The 16,787-nt window shown below is 60.7% G+C and carries 14 protein-coding genes; 8 read left to right on the top strand and 6 right to left on the bottom strand.

Annotation, left to right across the window (positions count from 1 at the left end; all coding sequences use genetic code 11):
• Positions 1-38: 38 nt before the first annotated feature.
• Positions 39-737 (top strand): lipoprotein-releasing ABC transporter ATP-binding protein LolD, encoded by a 699-nt coding sequence (gene lolD / locus AB5Y70_RS09495; protein ID WP_010674567.1) that lies wholly within the window; start codon positions 39-41, stop codon positions 735-737.
• Entirely contained in the window at positions 737-1,978 is a 1,242-nt protein-coding gene (gene lolE, locus AB5Y70_RS09490) for a lipoprotein-releasing ABC transporter permease subunit LolE (protein ID WP_010674568.1), read from the top strand. Before lolD ends, lolE begins: the two co-directional genes overlap by 1 nt.
• A 130-nt stretch (positions 1,979-2,108) precedes the next feature.
• On the opposite strand, the gene yfbR is transcribed toward lolE, so the two are convergent.
• Positions 2,109-2,699: a 5'-deoxynucleotidase gene (gene yfbR / locus AB5Y70_RS09485; protein ID WP_010674569.1), complete on the bottom strand. Its 591-nt coding sequence runs from the start codon at positions 2,697-2,699 to the stop codon at positions 2,109-2,111.
• 84 nt (positions 2,700-2,783) lie between these two features.
• A complete protein-coding gene (locus tag AB5Y70_RS09480; RefSeq protein WP_010674570.1) occupies positions 2,784-3,218 on the bottom strand; it encodes a YccF domain-containing protein in 435 nt (144 codons plus the stop codon).
• Positions 3,219-3,648: 430 nt separating this feature from the next.
• Between AB5Y70_RS09480 and tig the strand changes: the two genes are divergently transcribed.
• The 6 genes from tig (at position 3,649) to ppiD (ending at position 12,084) form a co-directional block, all read left to right on the top strand.
• Positions 3,649-4,959: a trigger factor gene (tig, locus tag AB5Y70_RS09475; RefSeq protein ID WP_010674572.1), complete on the top strand. Its 1,311-nt coding sequence runs from the start codon at positions 3,649-3,651 to the stop codon at positions 4,957-4,959.
• An 86-nt stretch (positions 4,960-5,045) separates the two neighbouring features.
• Positions 5,046-5,669 carry an ATP-dependent Clp endopeptidase proteolytic subunit ClpP gene (gene clpP / locus AB5Y70_RS09470; RefSeq protein WP_005324106.1) on the top strand — a complete coding sequence of 208 codons (624 nt, stop codon included), beginning with the start codon at positions 5,046-5,048 and terminating at the stop codon, positions 5,667-5,669.
• A gap of 70 nt (positions 5,670-5,739) precedes the next feature.
• A complete protein-coding gene (clpX, locus tag AB5Y70_RS09465; RefSeq protein ID WP_010674573.1) occupies positions 5,740-7,014 on the top strand; it encodes an ATP-dependent protease ATP-binding subunit ClpX in 1,275 nt (424 codons plus the stop codon).
• 139 nt (positions 7,015-7,153) lie between these two features.
• The gene (gene lon, locus AB5Y70_RS09460; protein ID WP_010674574.1) at positions 7,154-9,508 is read left to right on the top strand and encodes an endopeptidase La; all 2,355 of its coding nucleotides are present in this window, start codon (positions 7,154-7,156) and stop codon (positions 9,506-9,508) included.
• 240 nt (positions 9,509-9,748) lie between these two features.
• Positions 9,749-10,021 carry a nucleoid-associated protein HU-beta gene (gene hupB, locus AB5Y70_RS09455; protein WP_005315375.1) on the top strand — a complete coding sequence of 91 codons (273 nt, stop codon included), beginning with the start codon at positions 9,749-9,751 and terminating at the stop codon, positions 10,019-10,021.
• Between the two features lie 149 nt (positions 10,022-10,170).
• Complete coding sequence (gene ppiD / locus AB5Y70_RS09450) at positions 10,171-12,084, top strand: peptidylprolyl isomerase (protein WP_010674575.1); 1,914 nt, start codon at positions 10,171-10,173, stop codon at positions 12,082-12,084.
• 201 nt (positions 12,085-12,285) lie between these two features.
• On the opposite strand, the gene AB5Y70_RS09445 is transcribed toward ppiD, so the two are convergent.
• The 4 genes from AB5Y70_RS09445 to AB5Y70_RS09430 all read right to left on the bottom strand — a co-directional run bounded on the left by AB5Y70_RS09445 (position 12,286) and on the right by AB5Y70_RS09430 (position 16,786).
• Positions 12,286-13,878 carry an ABC-F family ATPase gene (locus AB5Y70_RS09445; RefSeq protein WP_010674576.1) on the bottom strand — a complete coding sequence of 531 codons (1,593 nt, stop codon included), beginning with the start codon at positions 13,876-13,878 and terminating at the stop codon, positions 12,286-12,288.
• 210 nt (positions 13,879-14,088) lie between these two features.
• Positions 14,089-15,744: a cation acetate symporter gene (locus tag AB5Y70_RS09440; RefSeq protein WP_010674577.1), complete on the bottom strand. Its 1,656-nt coding sequence runs from the start codon at positions 15,742-15,744 to the stop codon at positions 14,089-14,091.
• The gene (locus AB5Y70_RS09435) at positions 15,741-16,052 is read right to left on the bottom strand and encodes a DUF485 domain-containing protein (RefSeq protein WP_010674578.1); all 312 of its coding nucleotides are present in this window, start codon (positions 16,050-16,052) and stop codon (positions 15,741-15,743) included. The genes AB5Y70_RS09440 and AB5Y70_RS09435 overlap by 4 nt, the downstream gene beginning before the upstream one ends.
• A 107-nt stretch (positions 16,053-16,159) precedes the next feature.
• Entirely contained in the window at positions 16,160-16,786 is a 627-nt protein-coding gene (locus AB5Y70_RS09430; protein ID WP_029314461.1) for a 3'-5' exonuclease, read from the bottom strand.
• Position 16,787 lies beyond the last annotated feature (1 nt).

Raw genomic sequence — 16,787 nt, 5'->3', positions numbered from 1 at the left:
CATCTTCTGTTGTTACTGGTGCAAGTGGAGCCCCCGTTATGAATCAATCCGTCTCCTGCGAGCCGCTGCTGCGCTGCCAGGCCCTCAATCATGTCTACAAAGAGGGCAATCTGGAGACCCAGGTACTCAAGGGGATCGAGCTGGACGTTGCCCCCGGGGAGATGCTGGCGGTGGTGGGGAGCTCGGGCTCCGGCAAGACCACCCTGCTGCACCTGATGGGGGCGCTGGACAACCCCTCCAGCGGCGCCGTGCTGTTCAAGGGGCAGGACATCCATGGCTGGGACAGCCGCACCCAGGCGAGGTTTCGCAACCAGGAGTTGGGTTTCGTTTACCAGTTCCACCACCTGCTCTCGGAATTCAGCGCACTGGAAAATGCGGCCATGCCGCTGCTGATCGCCGGTGAGTCGGTGGCCAGCGCCACCGAGAAGGCGAGCAAGATGCTGGGGCGGGTGGGGCTCTCCCACCGTCTCAACCACAGACCGTCCGAGCTCTCCGGTGGCGAGCGCCAGCGGGTGGCCATCGCCCGAGCCCTGGTCAACGAACCCAGCCTGGTGCTGGCGGATGAGCCCACCGGCAACCTGGATCACGCCAGCGCCACCGCCGTCTATGAGCTCTTGTGCGAGCTCAATCGCGAGCTTGGCACCGCGTTCGTGGTGGTGACCCATGACTTGAGCCTGGCGGCCAAGCTCCACCGCCGGGTCACCCTGGTGAGCGGCATCATGGCGGAGGTCGCCTGATGTTCAAACCGCTGCCCCTGTTCCTGGGCCTGCGTTACAGCCGCTCCCGCCGTCGCAACGGCTTCATCGCCTTCATTTCGGCCTCCTCCCTCATCGGCATCGCCCTCGGGGTGATGGCCCTCATTCTTGGCCTCTCCGCCATGAACGGGTTCGAGCGGGAGCTCAAGAACCGGGTGCTCTCCGTGGTCCCCCACGGCGAGCTCATCGGCATGGAGGCGCCACTGCCTGACTGGCCGCGGCTCAGGGACTACCTGCTGGCTCAGCCCGGGGTGGAGGCGGCTGCCCCCGTCATTCGCCTGGACGGCCTGCTGGAGCACGGCTCCGCCCTCAAGGGGGTCCAGCTGCGTGCGGTGCTGCCGGAGCTGGAAGCCAATCTCTCCGATGCGGGCAACTTCATGACGGGTCGGGGCCTTCGCGAGCTGCAGGCGGGTGAACACGGGGTCATCCTCGGCAAGATCATCGCCGACAAGCTGGGGGTCAAGACAGGGGACACCGTCACCCTGCTGCTGCCCCAGGCGGGTGATGCCGCCGGCATCAAGAACCCGAAACGGGAGGCGCTCACCGTGGTGGGGCTGCTCGAGATCGGCGGCCAGCTCGACGGCCTGCTCGGCTTCATGCACCTGGCGGACGCCCAGGCCATCACCGGCATGGGCAGCGCGGTGGAGGGGTTCAGCCTCAAGGTGAACGACGTGCTCAAGGCCCAGTCCATCACGGTGGCGGCGGCCCAGAAATTCCCGCACTACGTCTATATCAGTAGCTGGATGAGCCGTCAGGGTTATCTCTATCAGGACATCCAGATGGTGCGCACCGTGATGTACGTGGTGATGCTGATGGTGGTGGCGGTGGCCTGCTTCAACATCGTCTCTACTCTGGTGATGGCGGTGAATGAGAAGCGCAGCGAGATTGCCATCTTGAAGACCATGGGGGCGAGCCCGGGCCAGATCCGGCTTACCTTCGTCATCCAGGGGATGGTGAACGGGGTGGCGGGAGCCTTGCTCGGCGCCCTGCTTGGCGGTCTGCTCTCCAGCAAGCTGACCCAGATCCTGAGCGCCATCGAAGGGGTTATCGGGCACCGTTTCCTGAATCCCGACATCTACTTCATCGACTTCCTGCCGACCGAGCTGCACATGCAGGACTTGCTCATCGTGACCGGCGCCGCCATCCTGATGAGCCTGGTGGCGACCCTCTATCCTGCCTGGCGGGCGAGCGGCCTGGTGCCGTCCCGGGAACTGGGGCATTGATGCCCATGGATGTGATAAAGGGCCCTGCGGGGCCCTTTTTATTGTCACTCTTTTGTGGGGAAACCCCCGACGTGGCGGTTATCGGGGCAATACGCAGGAGGAGATGATGCCCGGTGCCGTGTTAATGGCATCAATGGGCATTCAACTCATCGAGAGGCAGTGAAAAACTCCCCACGAAGACATCGATGAAGTAGCGCATGGCGGGGTTCATCCTGGCGTCCAGCATCTGCTCGAGGCGCTTTCGCGCGGGCTCGAACTCCCGGTTGCCGACGCTCAGCTCCTCCAGACACTTGGTGTAGGCGCAGAGGGTGTCTGCATCCTTCACCAGGCTGGTGAGGGCCTCGTCCTGGGCGCCGGAGTCGAGCAGGGGGCGAAAGTCCTCTACCAGCTCAGGCGGCAACATGCCCAGCAGGCGCTGCTCGGCGGCAAGCTCAATCTTCTTGTATTCGCGGGCGATTTCGGGATTGAAGTACTTGACCGGGGTGGGCAGATCCCCGGTCAGCACCTCGCTGCTGTCGTGGTAGAGGGCCATGACGGCGGCCCGGTCTGCATCCACCTGAGCGCCGAACAGGCGATTGCTGATAAGACCGAGGGCGTGGGCCACCATGGCGACCTGCAGGCTGTGCTCGGCGATGTTTTCGGGCTGGATGTTGCGCATCAGGGGCCAGCGGTAGATGAGGCGCATACGGGCGAGGTTGGCAAAAAAATGGCTGGGCAGCATGGAAGACCTCGAATGGGGCAATGAAAAAGGGCAGACCCTAGTCTGCCCTTTTTTCCACCCGCAAGGATAGCCTGAGATGGGCCCTCAGCGGATGTAGCGACCCGATTCGGCCTCGTGGTTGGTCACTATCATCTGGCCGATGGGGGCCAGGCTGATGAGGGCCAGCTTGAGGTGCTGGATGCCGAACGGGATGCCGACGATGGTGACGAAACAGGCCAGCGCCGAGGCAATGTGGCCGATGGCCAGCCAGACCCCGATGAGCACAAACCAGAGAATGTTGCCAATCAGCCCCAGGGCGCCGGTGCCGATGTCGCTCTGGCCCGTCATGCTCTTGCGGCTCACCGCCTGCTTGCCAAACGGGAAGAAGGTGAAGGTGCCGATGACGAAGCAGGCGCGTCCCCAGGGGATCCCGATGAGGGAGACGAAGCAGAGCAGCCCCGCCAGCCACCAGGCCAGCCCCATGAAGACGCCTCCCAGCACGAACCAGAACAGATTGAACAAGAAGCGGAAAAAGGACATGTGGGTGACTCCAGCAGCACGTGAATTGGCTGTCACCATAGCGAGGCCGGCCGGGGGACGCAATGGCACAGGCGAGAAGGTGGACAATTTGGGTCGCAGCACGCCATTTTTGTGCCCGATTGGCGGCGGATGGCGATCAAAATGGCCCGTTTACCGTGAAAAAGAGTGAGCCAGTGCAAATTATTGCGGATGGAATGCTTGAACTCGGTGCAAGGCTTCCCCATATAGGAGAAAGTCTTGCGCAAATTGTGCTGTCTGTGCCCCGGATGGGGGATGTGCGGCTCGACGCGACCACTGCACGCCGCTATAATGTCGCGTCATATTTTCTCATCACAAAGACAGTCGTTGTCTTTATAAACAGGAAGACTCCGGGCTTGCCCGGGGGCAATAAAGGGTCAGCACGCAGTGCTGAGTTGAACGAGGTAAAAGAATGCAAGTTTCTGTAGAGACAACCCAGGGTCTGGAACGCCGTCTTACCATCACTGTACCGGCCGCTACCGTTGACGCCGCCGTGCGCAAAGAATTGAATGGCCTGGCCAAAACCCGTCGCATCGACGGTTTCCGTCCTGGCAAGGCTCCGGTTGCCATCATCAAGAAGATGTTCGGTGCCATGGCTCACGCCCGCGTTGCCGATGAAATGATGCAGAACAACTTCATCAAGGCCATCATCGAGAACAAACTGAGCCCGGCTGGCGCCCCGACCATGGATCCGAAAGAAATCAAAGAAGGTCAGGATTTCGAGTTCACCGCCACTTTCGAAGTGTATCCGGAGTTCGAAGTTGCCGGTCTGGAGAGCATCAAGGTCGAGAAGCCGGTTGCCACCGTTAAGGACAGCGACCTGGAAAACATGATCGACACCCTGCGCAAGCAGCACGCCACCTGGACTGAAGCCGCTGTGGCTGCCGCCAACGGCATGCGTGTGACCATGGACTTCGTCGGTTCCATCGACGGTGAAGAGTTCGACGGTGGCAAGGCTGAAGGCTTCACCCTGGAACTGGGCGCTGGCCGCATGATCCCGGGCTTCGAAGACGCCATCCTGGGCAAGAAAGCGGGCGACGAGTTCACCATCGAGGTGACTTTCCCGGCTGACTACCACGCCGAAGCCCTGAAGGGCAAGGCTGCCAAGTTTGCCTCCAAGCTGCACAAGGTTGAAGAGCAAGTGCTGCCCGAGCTGACCGAAGAGTTCGTCAAGCGTTTCGGCATCGAGAGCGGCAGCGTTGAAGAGCTGAAGGCTGAAGTGCGCAAGAACATGGAGCGCGAACTGGCCCAGGCCCTGAAAAACAGCGTGAAAGAGCAGGTACTGAACGGCCTGGTTGAAGCCAACCAGATCGATCTGCCGAAGGCTGCTGTTGCCCAGGAAATCGACACCCTGCGTCAGCAGGCTCTGCAGCGCTTCGGTGGCTTCCAGGGCGGCAACGCCCCCGAGCTGCCGGCCGAGCTGTTCCAGGCCCAGGCCGAGCGCCGTGTCCGCGTTGGTCTGCTGCTGGGTGACGTCATCCGCACCAACGAGATCAAGGCTGACGACGCCCGTGTGACCAGCATCATCGAGTCCATGGCCACTGCCTACGAAGATCCGAAAGAAGTGATCGAGTACTATCAGCAGAACGAGCAGATGCTGAACGGCGTGCGCAACCTGGCCATTGAAGATCAAGCCATCGATCTGATCCTGTCCAAGGCGCAAGTCACCGAGAAAGAAGTTGCCTTCGACGAAGTGATCAACAAGTCCGGTGCCGCTGCCTAAGAACATTTGACTTAAGGTCAAAACTGTTAAGTATAATGGCTCGTGTGATCTCCACTCGGGCCATTTTATTTTAGGGACAATGCCTTATGTACAAGAACTATAACGATGTGACTGAATCCCCACGCAATGCGCTCATCCCGATGGTGGTAGAGCAAACCGCGAAAGGGGAGCGTTCCTACGACATCTATTCCCGTCTGCTGAAAGAGCGGGTGATCTTCCTGACCGGTCAGGTCGAGGATCACATGGCGAACCTGGTGGTGGCCCAACTGCTGTTCCTGGAGTCCGAGAACCCGGATCAGGACATCAGCATCTACATCAACTCGCCGGGTGGCGCCGTCACTGCGGGTATGTCCATCTATGACACCATGCAGTTCATCAAGCCGGACGTGAGCACCGTCTGCATGGGGCAGGCCTGCTCCATGGGGGCCTTCTTGCTGGCCGGTGGCGCCAAGGGCAAGCGTTTCTGCCTGCCCAATGCCCGAGTGATGATCCACCAGCCGCTGGGCGGCTTCCAGGGGCAGGCTTCTGACATCCAGATCCATGCCCAGGAGATCCTGAAAATCAAGAATACCCTGAACGATCGTCTGGCGTTCCATACCGGTCAGGACATGGCCACCATCGAGCGCGACACCGACCGTGACAACTTCATGTCCGCCGAGCAGGCCGTTGCCTATGGTCTGGTTGACGGCATCCTGAGCCAGCGCGGCTGAGCAGGGTACCCCGTCCTGTTGTAAACTCAGCAGGACGATCCATCCTCTATTGATAAAACGAGGTCGCTGAATGACAGAGAAACGCAAGGGTGAGGGCGACAAGCTGCTGTATTGCTCTTTCTGCGGCAAAAGCCAGCATGAAGTGCGCAAGCTGATCGCTGGCCCTTCCGTCTACGTATGTGATGAGTGTGTCGAGCTGTGCAACGACATCATCCGCGAAGAGATCCGCGAGATCTCTCCCAAGCGCGATGGTAGCGAGCTGCCGACCCCTCATGAGATCCGCGCCCATCTGGACGACTACGTGATCGGTCAGGAGTACGCCAAGAAGGTGCTGGCAGTGGCTGTCTACAACCACTACAAGCGTCTTCGCAGCGGCAGCGAGTCCGGTGGCGTGGAGCTGGGCAAATCCAACATCCTGCTGATTGGCCCCACCGGCAGCGGCAAGACTCTGCTGGCCGAGACCCTGGCTCGTCTGCTGGATGTGCCCTTCACCATGGCCGATGCTACCACCCTGACCGAAGCCGGTTATGTGGGCGAGGACGTGGAGAACATCATCCAGAAGTTGCTGCAAAAGTGCGACTACGACGTGGAGAAGGCCCAGCGTGGCATCGTCTACATCGACGAGATCGACAAGATCTCCCGCAAGTCGGACAACCCCTCCATCACCCGCGACGTCTCCGGGGAAGGGGTGCAGCAGGCACTGCTGAAACTGATCGAAGGCACCATCGCCTCCGTGCCGCCCCAGGGCGGTCGCAAGCACCCGCAGCAGGAGTTTTTGCAGGTCGACACCTCCAAGATCCTCTTCATCTGTGGTGGTGCTTTCGCGGGGCTGGACAAGGTGATCGAGCAGCGCTCCGTCAAGGGCACCGGCATCGGTTTTGGCGCCGAGGTGAAATCCAAGAATGCCAAGGCAACCCTGAGCGAGAACTTTGCCAAGGTGGAGCCGGAAGATCTCATCAAGTACGGTCTCATCCCCGAGTTCATCGGCCGTCTGCCGGTGGTCGCGACCCTGACCGAGCTTGACGAGGCTGCCCTCATCCAGATCCTGAAAGAGCCGAAAAACGCGCTGACCAAGCAGTATGCCGCGCTGTTCGCCCTGGAAGAGGTGGAGCTGGAGTTTCGTGACGACGCGCTCAATGCCATTGCCCGCAAGGCCATGGAGCGCAAAACCGGTGCCCGGGGTCTGCGTTCCATTGTCGAGGCCGTACTGCTCGACACCATGTATGACCTGCCCTCCCTGAAAGGGGTCAGCAAGGTGGTGATCGACGAGACGGTGATCAAGGGAGACTCCGCGCCCCTGATGATCTACGACAATCCCGAGACTCAGGCCGCAGCCTCAGAGTAACTGTCTGATTTTTAATCACATAAAGGGGCTTTTTGCCCCTTTCATGCTTTTTACGGCCAAGGCGATTGAATCTCATCTTTGCGCCCCCATATACTCAGCCAAGCCTTTGCCAACGGTATAACAAGCCGAGAGGACATATATGAACCTAGAGCGTTCAGAACGCATCGAGATTCCCGTCCTGCCTCTTCGTGACGTGGTGGTCTATCCCCACATGGTCATTCCACTCTTTGTGGGGCGGGAAAAATCCATTCGCTGTCTGGAAGCGGCCATGGAGCAGGACAAGAAAGTCCTGCTGGTGGCCCAGAAGGATGCGTCGACTGACGAACCGACGGTGGAGGAAATTTTCTCCGTCGGGACAGTGGCCAATATTCTGCAGATGCTCAAGCTGCCGGACGGCACCGTCAAGGTGCTGGTGGAGGGGGGCCAGCGTGCCCGCCTTGAGCGGATGATCGACGATCGCGACTTCTTTGTCGGGGAGGCCCAGTACATCGCGTCCGCCCCCATCGAGGAGAAGGATCAGGACGTGCTGGTGCGCTCTGCCATCGGCCAGTTCGAAGGTTACATCAAGCTCAACAAGAAGATCCCGCCCGAGGTACTCACCTCGATTTCGGCGATTGACGATGCGGCGCGCCTGGCCGATACCATGGCTGCCCACATGCCGCTCAAGCTCGAAGACAAGCAGAAGGTGCTGGAAATCGCCTCCGTGTCCGAGCGCATCGAGTTTCTGATGGCCATGATGGAGTCGGAGATCGACCTGTTGCAGGTCGAGAAACGCATCCGCTCTCGGGTCAAGAAGCAGATGGAGAAGAGCCAGCGGGAGTATTACCTCAACGAGCAGATGAAGGCCATCCAGAAAGAGCTGGGTGAGCTGGAAGACAGCCCGGATGAATTCGAAGCCCTCAATCGCAAGATTGAAGAGGCCGGGATGCCGGAGGATGCCCGCGAGAAGGCCCAGGCCGAGCTCGCCAAGCTCAAGATGATGTCCCCCATGTCGGCGGAAGCCACCGTGGTGCGCAGCTATGTGGACTGGATGGTGCAGGTGCCCTGGAAGGCCCGCTCCAAGGTCAAGAAAGACCTAGGCAAGGCCCAGGAGGTGCTGGATGCGGATCACTATGGCCTGGACAAGGTCAAGGATCGCATCCTCGAATACCTGGCAGTGCAGGCGCGTGTGAACAAGCTTAAGGGCCCCATCCTCTGCCTGGTCGGGCCTCCCGGGGTGGGCAAGACTTCCCTGGGCCAGTCCATCGCTAAGGCCACCGGCCGCAAGTATGTGCGCATGGCCCTGGGTGGGGTGCGTGACGAGGCGGAGATCCGTGGTCACCGCCGTACCTACATCGGCTCCATGCCCGGCAAGCTCATCCAGAAGATGGCGAAAGTCGGCGTGAAGAACCCGCTGTTCCTGCTCGACGAAATCGACAAGATGAGCTCGGACATGCGTGGCGATCCCGCTTCCGCCCTGCTGGAGGTGCTGGATCCCGAGCAGAACAGCAGCTTCAACGATCACTATCTGGAAGTGGATTATGACCTGTCGGACGTGATGTTCGTGGCCACCTCCAACTCCATGAACATACCGGGTCCGCTGCTGGACCGGATGGAAGTGATCCGTCTGTCCGGTTACACCGAGGACGAGAAGCTCAACATTGCCAAGCAGCACCTGGTGGCCAAGCAGATCCAGCGCAACGGCCTGAAGCCATCCGAGATCACCATTGAGGATTCGGCGCTGATCGGGGTGATTCGCTACTACACCCGCGAGGCGGGTGTGCGCAGCCTGGAGCGTGAAATCTCCAAAATCTGTCGCAAGGCAGTCAAACGCATCCTGCTGGACAAGAGCATCAAGCATGTTCAGGTCAACCAGGAGAACCTCAAGGAGTTCCTGGGGGTACAGCGCTTTGACTATGGCAAGGCCACCGACCAGAACCAGATTGGTCAGGTGTGCGGGCTGGCGTGGACCGAAGTGGGGGGCGATCTGCTCACCATCGAGACCACCAACATGCCGGGCAAGGGCAAGCTCACTTACACCGGTTCCCTCGGTGACGTGATGCAGGAGTCCATCCAGGCGGCCATGACGGTGGTGCGGGCCCGTGCCGAGAAGCTGCGTATCAACGGCGACTTCTACGAGAAGCGCGACATCCACGTGCACGTGCCGGAAGGGGCGACCCCGAAAGACGGCCCGAGCGCCGGTATCGCCATGTGTACCGCCCTGGTCTCCAGCCTCACCGGCAACCCGGTGCGTGCCGACGTGGCCATGACGGGTGAAATCACCCTGCGTGGCGAGGTGCTGCCCATCGGTGGTCTCAAGGAGAAACTGCTGGCGGCCCACCGTGGTGGCATCAAGCGTGTGCTGATCCCGAAAGAGAACGAACGTGACCTCGAGGAGATCCCGGCCAACGTCAAACAAGATCTTGAAATCTATCCGGTTCGCTGGATTGATGAGGTGCTTGCACTGGCGTTGCAGGACAATCCGCAAGGTTTCGAACGCGTTTCTGTCGTGTAAATGTTGATGCGCCGCAAATTTGGCGCATTCGGGGGGTGGTTAAGGCTTGCATGCACCGGACAACGGAAGTAGCCTTGACCACCGATCGGGTACTCATGATGAGTCGCAATGCGTGATGTGGCGCGGGTTTGCGCCAGATTGTCACTTGCAACTGATCAGGAGGCTTGTTATAAAACCTCCACTTGTTGTGGCCAGGGAAATCAGCGCCGCAGCGATGTTCGATAAAAGGGGAATATAAGAGTGAATAAATCTCAACTGATTGACAAGATTGCAGACGGTGCTGATATCTCCAAAGCTGCCGCTGGCCGTGCGCTGGATGCCTTCATCGATGCCGTGGGCGAAGCCCTGAAAGAGGGTGACCAGGTTGCTCTGGTTGGTTTCGGTACTTTCGCCGTTCGCGAGCGTGCAGCCCGTTCCGGCCGCAACCCGCAAACTGGTGCGACCATCGAAATCGCTGCCGGTAAAGTTCCTGCCTTCAAAGCCGGCAAGGCCCTGAAAGACGCGGTCAACTAAGCCGGTCGCTGATATCTATCGGCACCGTCCTTGGTCTCTGACCAGACAAGTGAGAGGGCTCTCCCTCATACTGCTTGACCAAGGCGCATCGCAATCGGTGCGCCTTTTCATTATTTACGCCCATCGAGTTCGGGAGCATAAGTACAAACATGATGTTGGATAAACTACGCGAAGGGGCGCAGGGCAAGGTAGCCAAGGTTATCTTGGGCCTGATCATCCTCTCCTTTGCCTTGGCCGGGGTAGGCAGCTACCTCAATGGCCCGGCACGTACCGCCCCCGCCACCGTCAACGGCAATGACATCAGTGCCCCCGCACTGGAGAATGCCTACCGCAATGAGCGGGCCCGTATGGAATCCCAAATGGGTGAGGCCTTCAACCAGCTGGCCGCCAATCCCGATTACATGAAACAGTTCCGCCGTGGCGTGCTGGACCGTCTGATCGATCAGGCGCTGATCGATGACAAGGCCCGCTCCCTGGGTCTGCGCGTCAGCGATGAGCAGATCAAGCAGGCCATCGTCGCCATGCCCGAGTTTGCCGAGAACGGCAAGTTCAGCAATGACCGCTACCTGCAGCTCATTCGCCGTGCCGGCATGACCCCCGAGATGTTCCGCGACTCCCTGCGCCAGGACATGGTGCGCCAGCAATTGATGGGCGCCGTGCTGGGATCGGAGTTCGCCCTCAAGGGTGAAGCCGAGCAACTGGATCGTCTCTACAACCAGACCCGTGACCTGCGCCTGATCCGTCTGGCCGCTTCCGCCTATGTGGACGGGATCGAGGTGAGCGATGCCGAGGTGGAGCAGTTCTACAAGGCCAACAGCGCTCGCTTCATGAACGACGAGACGGTCAAGGTCGACTATCTGCTGCTCGATGCCGCGAACCTTGGCAAGAACATCAAGGTCACCGAGCAGGATGCCCAGGATTACTACGACCAGCATCAGGATCTGTTCCAGCGTCCCGAGCGCCGTCAGGTGGCGCACATCCTGATCCCGTTTGGCAAGGATGAAAAGGCCGCCGAGCAGAAAGCCGAGGCCGTGCTGGCCAAGGCCAAGGCAGGTGACGATTTCGCCGCGCTGGCCAAGGCCGACTCCTCCGATACCTTCTCTGCGAAGAAGGGCGGGGAGCTCGACTGGTTCGAGAAAGGGGTGATGGATCCTGCCTTCGAGAAAGCCGCGTTCGCGCTGGCCAAGGCTGGCGATCTCTCCGCCGTGGTGAAGAGCCCGTTCGGCTTCCACATCATCAAGCTGCTGGGAGTCGAGCCTGCCAAGACCAAGCCCTTCGTGGACGTGATGAGCGATACCATCGCCCGTCTGCAATCTGAGAAGGCCAAGGAGCAGTTCTTCGCCGAGCAGCAGAAGATGGCCGACAGCAGCTTCGAGAACCCGGACTCCCTGGACTTGACCGCCGAAGCTATGGGTCTCCAGGTGCAGTCCACCGGCTATTTCAGCCAGGCCGATGCGCCGGCACCGCTCAATGATCCCAAGGTGCTCTCCGTGGCATTCTCCGAACAGCTGCGCGATGACAACACCAACTCCGACGTGATCGAGCTGGCTGACGGCAAGGCGCTGGTGCTGCACATCATGGGTCACCAGCCGAAGGCGGCCAAGCCGCTTGCCGAGGTGAAAGAGCAGGTGATCACCGCCATCAAGCACGACAAGGCCAGTGAAGTGGCCCGTGGCAAGGCCCAGGGTCTGCTGGACAAGCTCAAGGCCGGTCAGAACGTTCAGGCCGACCTGACCGCGCTGGGTCTGAAAGTGGATACCCATACCGGCGTATCCCGTTTCGCCCAGGAGATGGATCAGAACCTGGTGACCCAGGCGTTCCGCATGCCCCATCCGACCGATGGCAAGCCGAGCGTCGAGCTGGTGACCGAAGCCAACGGTGATCGTGTGGTGGTGGCGCTGGACAAGGTCAACGTCATCAAGGAGCCGTCCCAGATGGTGAGCCTGCTGCAAGGTCAGCTGGGTCAGGGCAAGGCACAGGCCGACTACAAGTCGCTGATCGACGAGCTGCGCAAGGCGGCCAAGATCGAATACTTCACCGACGTGGAAGCCACTGTCGAGTAAGTCAGCCTCACGGCCCCAAGTGTGAAAACGGCTCCATGATGGAGCCGTTTTTTTATCTGCACGCGGCACAAGGGAGAGCTGCTGCCCGCTCGCAGGGGGGATACGTCGTCCTAGTTTGCATCCCGCTCGGCGTTGCCAGCAGGCATAAAAAAACCGGCGCACGAGGCGCCGGTTCTGATCACTTTGCTTGAAGGCGGGGGATTACACCACACCCTGGGTGCGCAGGTAATCCTCGTAGGTGCCGCCGAAGTCGCGGATGCCGTCTTCGGTCAGCTCCAGGATGCGGGTCGCCAGGGAGGAGACGAACTCGCGGTCGTGGGAGACGAAGATCAGGGTGCCCTTGTACATCTCCAGCGCCAGGTTCAAGGATTCGATGGATTCCATGTCCAGGTGGTTGGTCGGTTCATCCATGATCAGGATGTTGGGGCGCTGCATCATCAGCTTGCCGAACAGCATCCGGCCCTGTTCACCACCGGAGAGCACCTTGACCGGCTTCTTGATGTCGTCCTGGGAGAAGAGCAGACGACCCAGCACGGAGCGCACCGCCTGCTCGTCTTCGTTCTCCTGCTTCCACTGGGCCATCCAGTCGAACACATTGAGATCGGTGTCGAAGTCTTCGGCGTGATCCTGGGCGTAGTAGCCGATCTGGGCGTTCTCGGACCACTTGATGGTGCCGGTATCCGGTGCCAGGGCACCGACCAGCGTCTTGATCAGGGTGGACTTACCGATCCCGTTGGTACCCAGGATGGCGACCTTCTCGCCCACTTCCAGCATCATGTTGAGCCCCTTGAACAGGGGACCGTCGCCATACCCCTTGGAGACGCCTTCGATCTCCAGGATGTTGCGGTAGAGCTTCTTGTCCTGCTCGAAGCGGATGAAGGGGTTCTGACGGCTGGATACCTTCACTTCCTCAATCTTGATCTTGTCGATCTGCTTGAGGCGGGAGGTAGCCTGGCTGGACTTGGAGGCGTTGGCGCTGAAGCGGGAGACGAAGGATTGCAGATCGGCGATCTGGGCCTTCTTCTTGGCGTTGTCGGCCAGCAGGCGCTCGCGGGCCTGGGTGGCAGCCAGCATGTACTCGTCGTAGTTGCCCGGGTAGACCCGCAGCTCGCCGTAGTCCAGATCCGCCATGTGGGTGCAGACGGAGTTCAGGAAGTGACGGTCGTGAGAGATGATGATCATGGTGCTTTCACGATCGTTGAGCACCTGCTCCAGCCAGCGAATGGTGTTGATGTCCAGGTTGTTGGTCGGTTCGTCCAGCAACAGGATGTCGGGGTTGGAGAAGAGCGCCTGCGCCAGCAGTACCCGCAGTTTCCAGCCCGGGGCCACTTCGCTCATCGGGCCGTTGTGCTGCTCGATGGGAATACCGGCACCCAGCAGCAGTTCGCCTGCGCGGGATTCGGCGGTGTAGCCATCATATTCGGCGACCAGGCCTTCCAGCTCGGCGGCCTTCATGTAGTCGTCGTCGGTGGCCTCCAGGTTGGCGTAGATGGCATCGCGTTCGGCGATGGCGGCCCACAGCTCGGTGTGGCCCATCATGACCACGTCCAGTACGCGCATCTCTTCGTAGGCGAACTGATCCTGGCGCAGCTTACCGATGCGCTCGTTGACATCCAGGCTCACATTGCCGCCGGTGGGTTCGAGATCGCCGCCGAGGATCTTCATGAAGGTGGACTTGCCACAGCCGTTGGCACCGATGAGGCCGTAGCGGTTGCCGCCGCCAAACTTGACGCTGATGTTCTCAAACAGCGGCTTGGCGCCGAACTGCATGGTGATGTTGTTGCTTGAAAGCACTGGAATGTCCCGGTTGGTCTGTCAAATGGCGCGCATTATGGCACAGATCCCCCGAAAGTTTTAGCAGGAACTGTGATCTGGCCCCATTGCAGGGGGGAAGATTTCACGACCAGGCCGGCAACGGGCTCCGGCCTCTCTTGCAGAGGGGAGGCGAGGGGGCGGTCATGAAAAAAGCCGGCACTGGGCCGGCTTGGATGCGTGGGATGCCACTTAGTGGGCGGAGGCGCCGGAGGCACCGAGCCCGGTCTGGGAGCGGACGAACTGCGGGAAGAACTTCGCATGCTCGTCGGAGGCTGCCTGGGACTTGTCGGTGACCGAGAAGAACCAGATCCCGATGAAGGCCAGCCCCATGGAGAAGAGCGCCGGGTATTCGTAGGGGAAGATGGCCTGGGCATGACCCAGCACCTTCACCCAGACGGTGGGGCCCAGGATCATCAGGGTCACGGCGCTGATGAGACCGAGCCAGCCGCCATAGACGGCGCCACGAGTGGTCAGGCGGGACCAGAACATGGAGAGGAAGAGCACCGGGAAGTTGCAGCTCGCCGCGATGGAGAAGGCCAGGCCCACCATGAAGGCGATGTTCTGCTTCTCGAACAGGATGCCAAGGCCGATGGCGACCACACCCAGCACCAGGGTGGTCATCTTGGAGACACGCAGCTCGTCGGCCTCGTTGGCCTTGCCTTCCTTGATGACGCAGGCATAGAGGTCGTGAGAGACCGCTGAGGCCCCCGCCAGGGTCAGCCCGGCCACGACCGCCAGTATGGTGGCAAACGCCACGGCGGAGATGAAGCCCAGGAACAGGCTGCCACCCACGGCGTCGGCCAGATGGACGGCCGCCATGTTGGTGCCCCCCAGCAGGGCGCCGGTGGCGTCCTTGAAGTCCGGGTTGGTGCTGACCAGCAGGATGGCGCCAAAGCCGATGATGAAGGTGAGGATGTAGAAGTAGCCGATGAAGCCGGTGGCATAGAACACCGATTTACGGGCTTCCTTGGCATCGCTCACGGTAAAGAAGCGCATCAGGATGTGGGGCAGACCGGCGGTACCGAACATCAGGGCCAGCCCAAGGGAGATGGCGGAGATGGGGTCGGCGACTAGGCCGCCCGGGCTCATGATGGCCGCACCATTGGCATGCACCTTGACCGCTTCGCTGAACAGGGTACCGACGTCGAAGTTGACGGACTTCATCACCATGATGGCCATGAAGGAGGCACCGGAGAGCAGCATCACCGCCTTGATGATCTGTACCCAGGTGGTGGCCAGCATGCCGCCGAACAGCACGTAGAGCACCATCAGGATGCCGACCAGCACCACGGCCACATGGTATTGGAGGCCGAACAGCAGCTCGATGAGCTTGCCGGCACCGACCATCTGGGCGATGAGGTAGAGGGCGACCACCACCAGGGAGCCGCTGGCGGAGAGGCTGCGCACCGAGGTCTGCTTGAGGCGGTAGGAGGCCACGTCGGCAAAGGTGTACTTGCCGAGGTTGCGCAGCCGCTCCGCGATCAGGAACAGGATGATGGGCCAGCCCACCAGGAAGCCGATGGAGTAGATGAGACCGTCGTAGCCCGAGGTGTAGACCAGGGCAGAGATGCCGAGGAAGGAGGCGGCGGACATGTAGTCACCGGCGATGGCCAGACCGTTTTGGAAGCCGGTGATGCGCCCGCCGGCGGCGTAGTAGTCGGAAGCCGAGCGGTTGCGCTTGGAGGCCCAGTAGGTGATGAACAGGGTCGCGGCCACGAAGATCACGAACATCACGATGGCCGAGATATTGAGGGGTTGGCGTTGCACCTCGCCGCTGATGGCGTCGGCCGCCAGCAAGGGGGTGGAGATCAGACCTGCCAGCGGCAGCAGAAACTTGCCTTTCATGATTGCGCTCCCTTGAGGATCTTCTGGTTCAGTTCGTCGAACTCGCCGTTGGCACGAAATACGTAGATACCGGTCAGCACGAAGGCCGATACGATGAGACCAATCCCGACCGGGATGCCACGGGTGATGCTGGAGCCTTCGCTCAAGGGGGTGCCAAGCCAGCCCGGTGCAAAGGCGATGAGCAGGATGAACGCCAGGTAGAGCCCCAGCATCAGGATGGAGAGGGTCCAGGCAAAACGCTGGCGTTTGGCGACCAGTGTCTGGAAGTTGGGATCTTGCTGGATCCGAAGATACGGTTGCTGTTCCATTGCAGTTCTCCATGACAGTGAATGTCAGCGGTGGATGAGGGGTTCCCTACCGGACAGCACGGCTGTCCATGTAAGCAAAATGTGAATTAAATGTTATTTCCGAACAATTAGACTTTGGGATAAGCCAGCGGGCCGCCCTGATGCAGGCGTACAAAGACAAGGGCGGCGGTGACAGCATCGCTCAGGGCGTCGTGGGGGGGCAGGGCTGGCAGCGCCAGATGGCGACAGATCGCGGCCAGGTGCAGATCGATGGCGGCGTCGGGATAGCGGCGATAGAGGTGATCGTGATAGAGGCGGCTCACCTCGATGCCGCGCTGGGGCAGGGTGAGCCCCCACAGCCGTTGGCAGGCGAGGTTGAGAATGCGCAGGTCATAGGCGATGTGATACCCCACCAGCTCACGGGGGCCGATGAACTCCAGCAGCGCGCGCAGCGCGGGCTCCAGTGCCATTCCCTGTTGCAGATCCTGATGGCGCAGGCCGTGGATCACCACGGACCCGGCGCTCAGGCTGGCGGGAGCCTGGACCCGGATGGCAAGGGCATCGCCCGTCTCTATCCGGTTGCCCCGGATGCGCACCGCCCCGATGGAGACGATCTCCGCCAGCGCCGGATCCAGGCTGGTGGTCTCGAAGTCCAGCGCCACCCACTCGTCGCCAGCAGGGCGGGCAAAGAGCGGGGCAAACTCCCCCTCCCGAAACGTCCTGCCAAGCCAGCGGCGGCGCCAGTGCATCCACATC

It is taken from the genome of Aeromonas sp. s1(2024) (assembly GCF_040908005.1).
GTDB lineage: Bacteria > Pseudomonadota > Gammaproteobacteria > Enterobacterales > Aeromonadaceae > Aeromonas > Aeromonas caviae.
This window is presented reverse-complemented; position numbering and strand designations above follow the sequence as displayed.

Excerpts from the sequence above, each read along its gene's own strand:
- lolD (WP_010674567.1), top strand. The coding sequence starts at position 39 with ATGAATCAATCCGTCTCCTGCGAGCCGCTGCTGCGCTGCCAGGCCCTC.
- lolE (WP_010674568.1), top strand. The coding sequence starts at position 737 with ATGTTCAAACCGCTGCCCCTGTTCCTGGGCCTGCGTTACAGCCGCTCC.
- yfbR (WP_010674569.1), bottom strand. The coding sequence starts at position 2,699 with ATGCTGCCCAGCCATTTTTTTGCCAACCTCGCCCGTATGCGCCTCATC.
- AB5Y70_RS09480 (WP_010674570.1), bottom strand. The coding sequence starts at position 3,218 with ATGTCCTTTTTCCGCTTCTTGTTCAATCTGTTCTGGTTCGTGCTGGGA.
- tig (WP_010674572.1), top strand. The coding sequence starts at position 3,649 with ATGCAAGTTTCTGTAGAGACAACCCAGGGTCTGGAACGCCGTCTTACC.
- clpP (WP_005324106.1), top strand. The coding sequence starts at position 5,046 with ATGTACAAGAACTATAACGATGTGACTGAATCCCCACGCAATGCGCTC.
- clpX (WP_010674573.1), top strand. The coding sequence starts at position 5,740 with ATGACAGAGAAACGCAAGGGTGAGGGCGACAAGCTGCTGTATTGCTCT.
- lon (WP_010674574.1), top strand. The coding sequence starts at position 7,154 with ATGAACCTAGAGCGTTCAGAACGCATCGAGATTCCCGTCCTGCCTCTT.
- ppiD (WP_010674575.1), top strand. The coding sequence starts at position 10,171 with ATGATGTTGGATAAACTACGCGAAGGGGCGCAGGGCAAGGTAGCCAAG.
- AB5Y70_RS09440 (WP_010674577.1), bottom strand. The coding sequence starts at position 15,744 with ATGAAAGGCAAGTTTCTGCTGCCGCTGGCAGGTCTGATCTCCACCCCC.
- AB5Y70_RS09435 (WP_010674578.1), bottom strand. The coding sequence starts at position 16,052 with ATGGAACAGCAACCGTATCTTCGGATCCAGCAAGATCCCAACTTCCAG.
- AB5Y70_RS09430 (WP_029314461.1), bottom strand. The coding sequence starts at position 16,786 with ATGTGGATGCACTGGCGCCGCCGCTGGCTTGGCAGGACGTTTCGGGAG.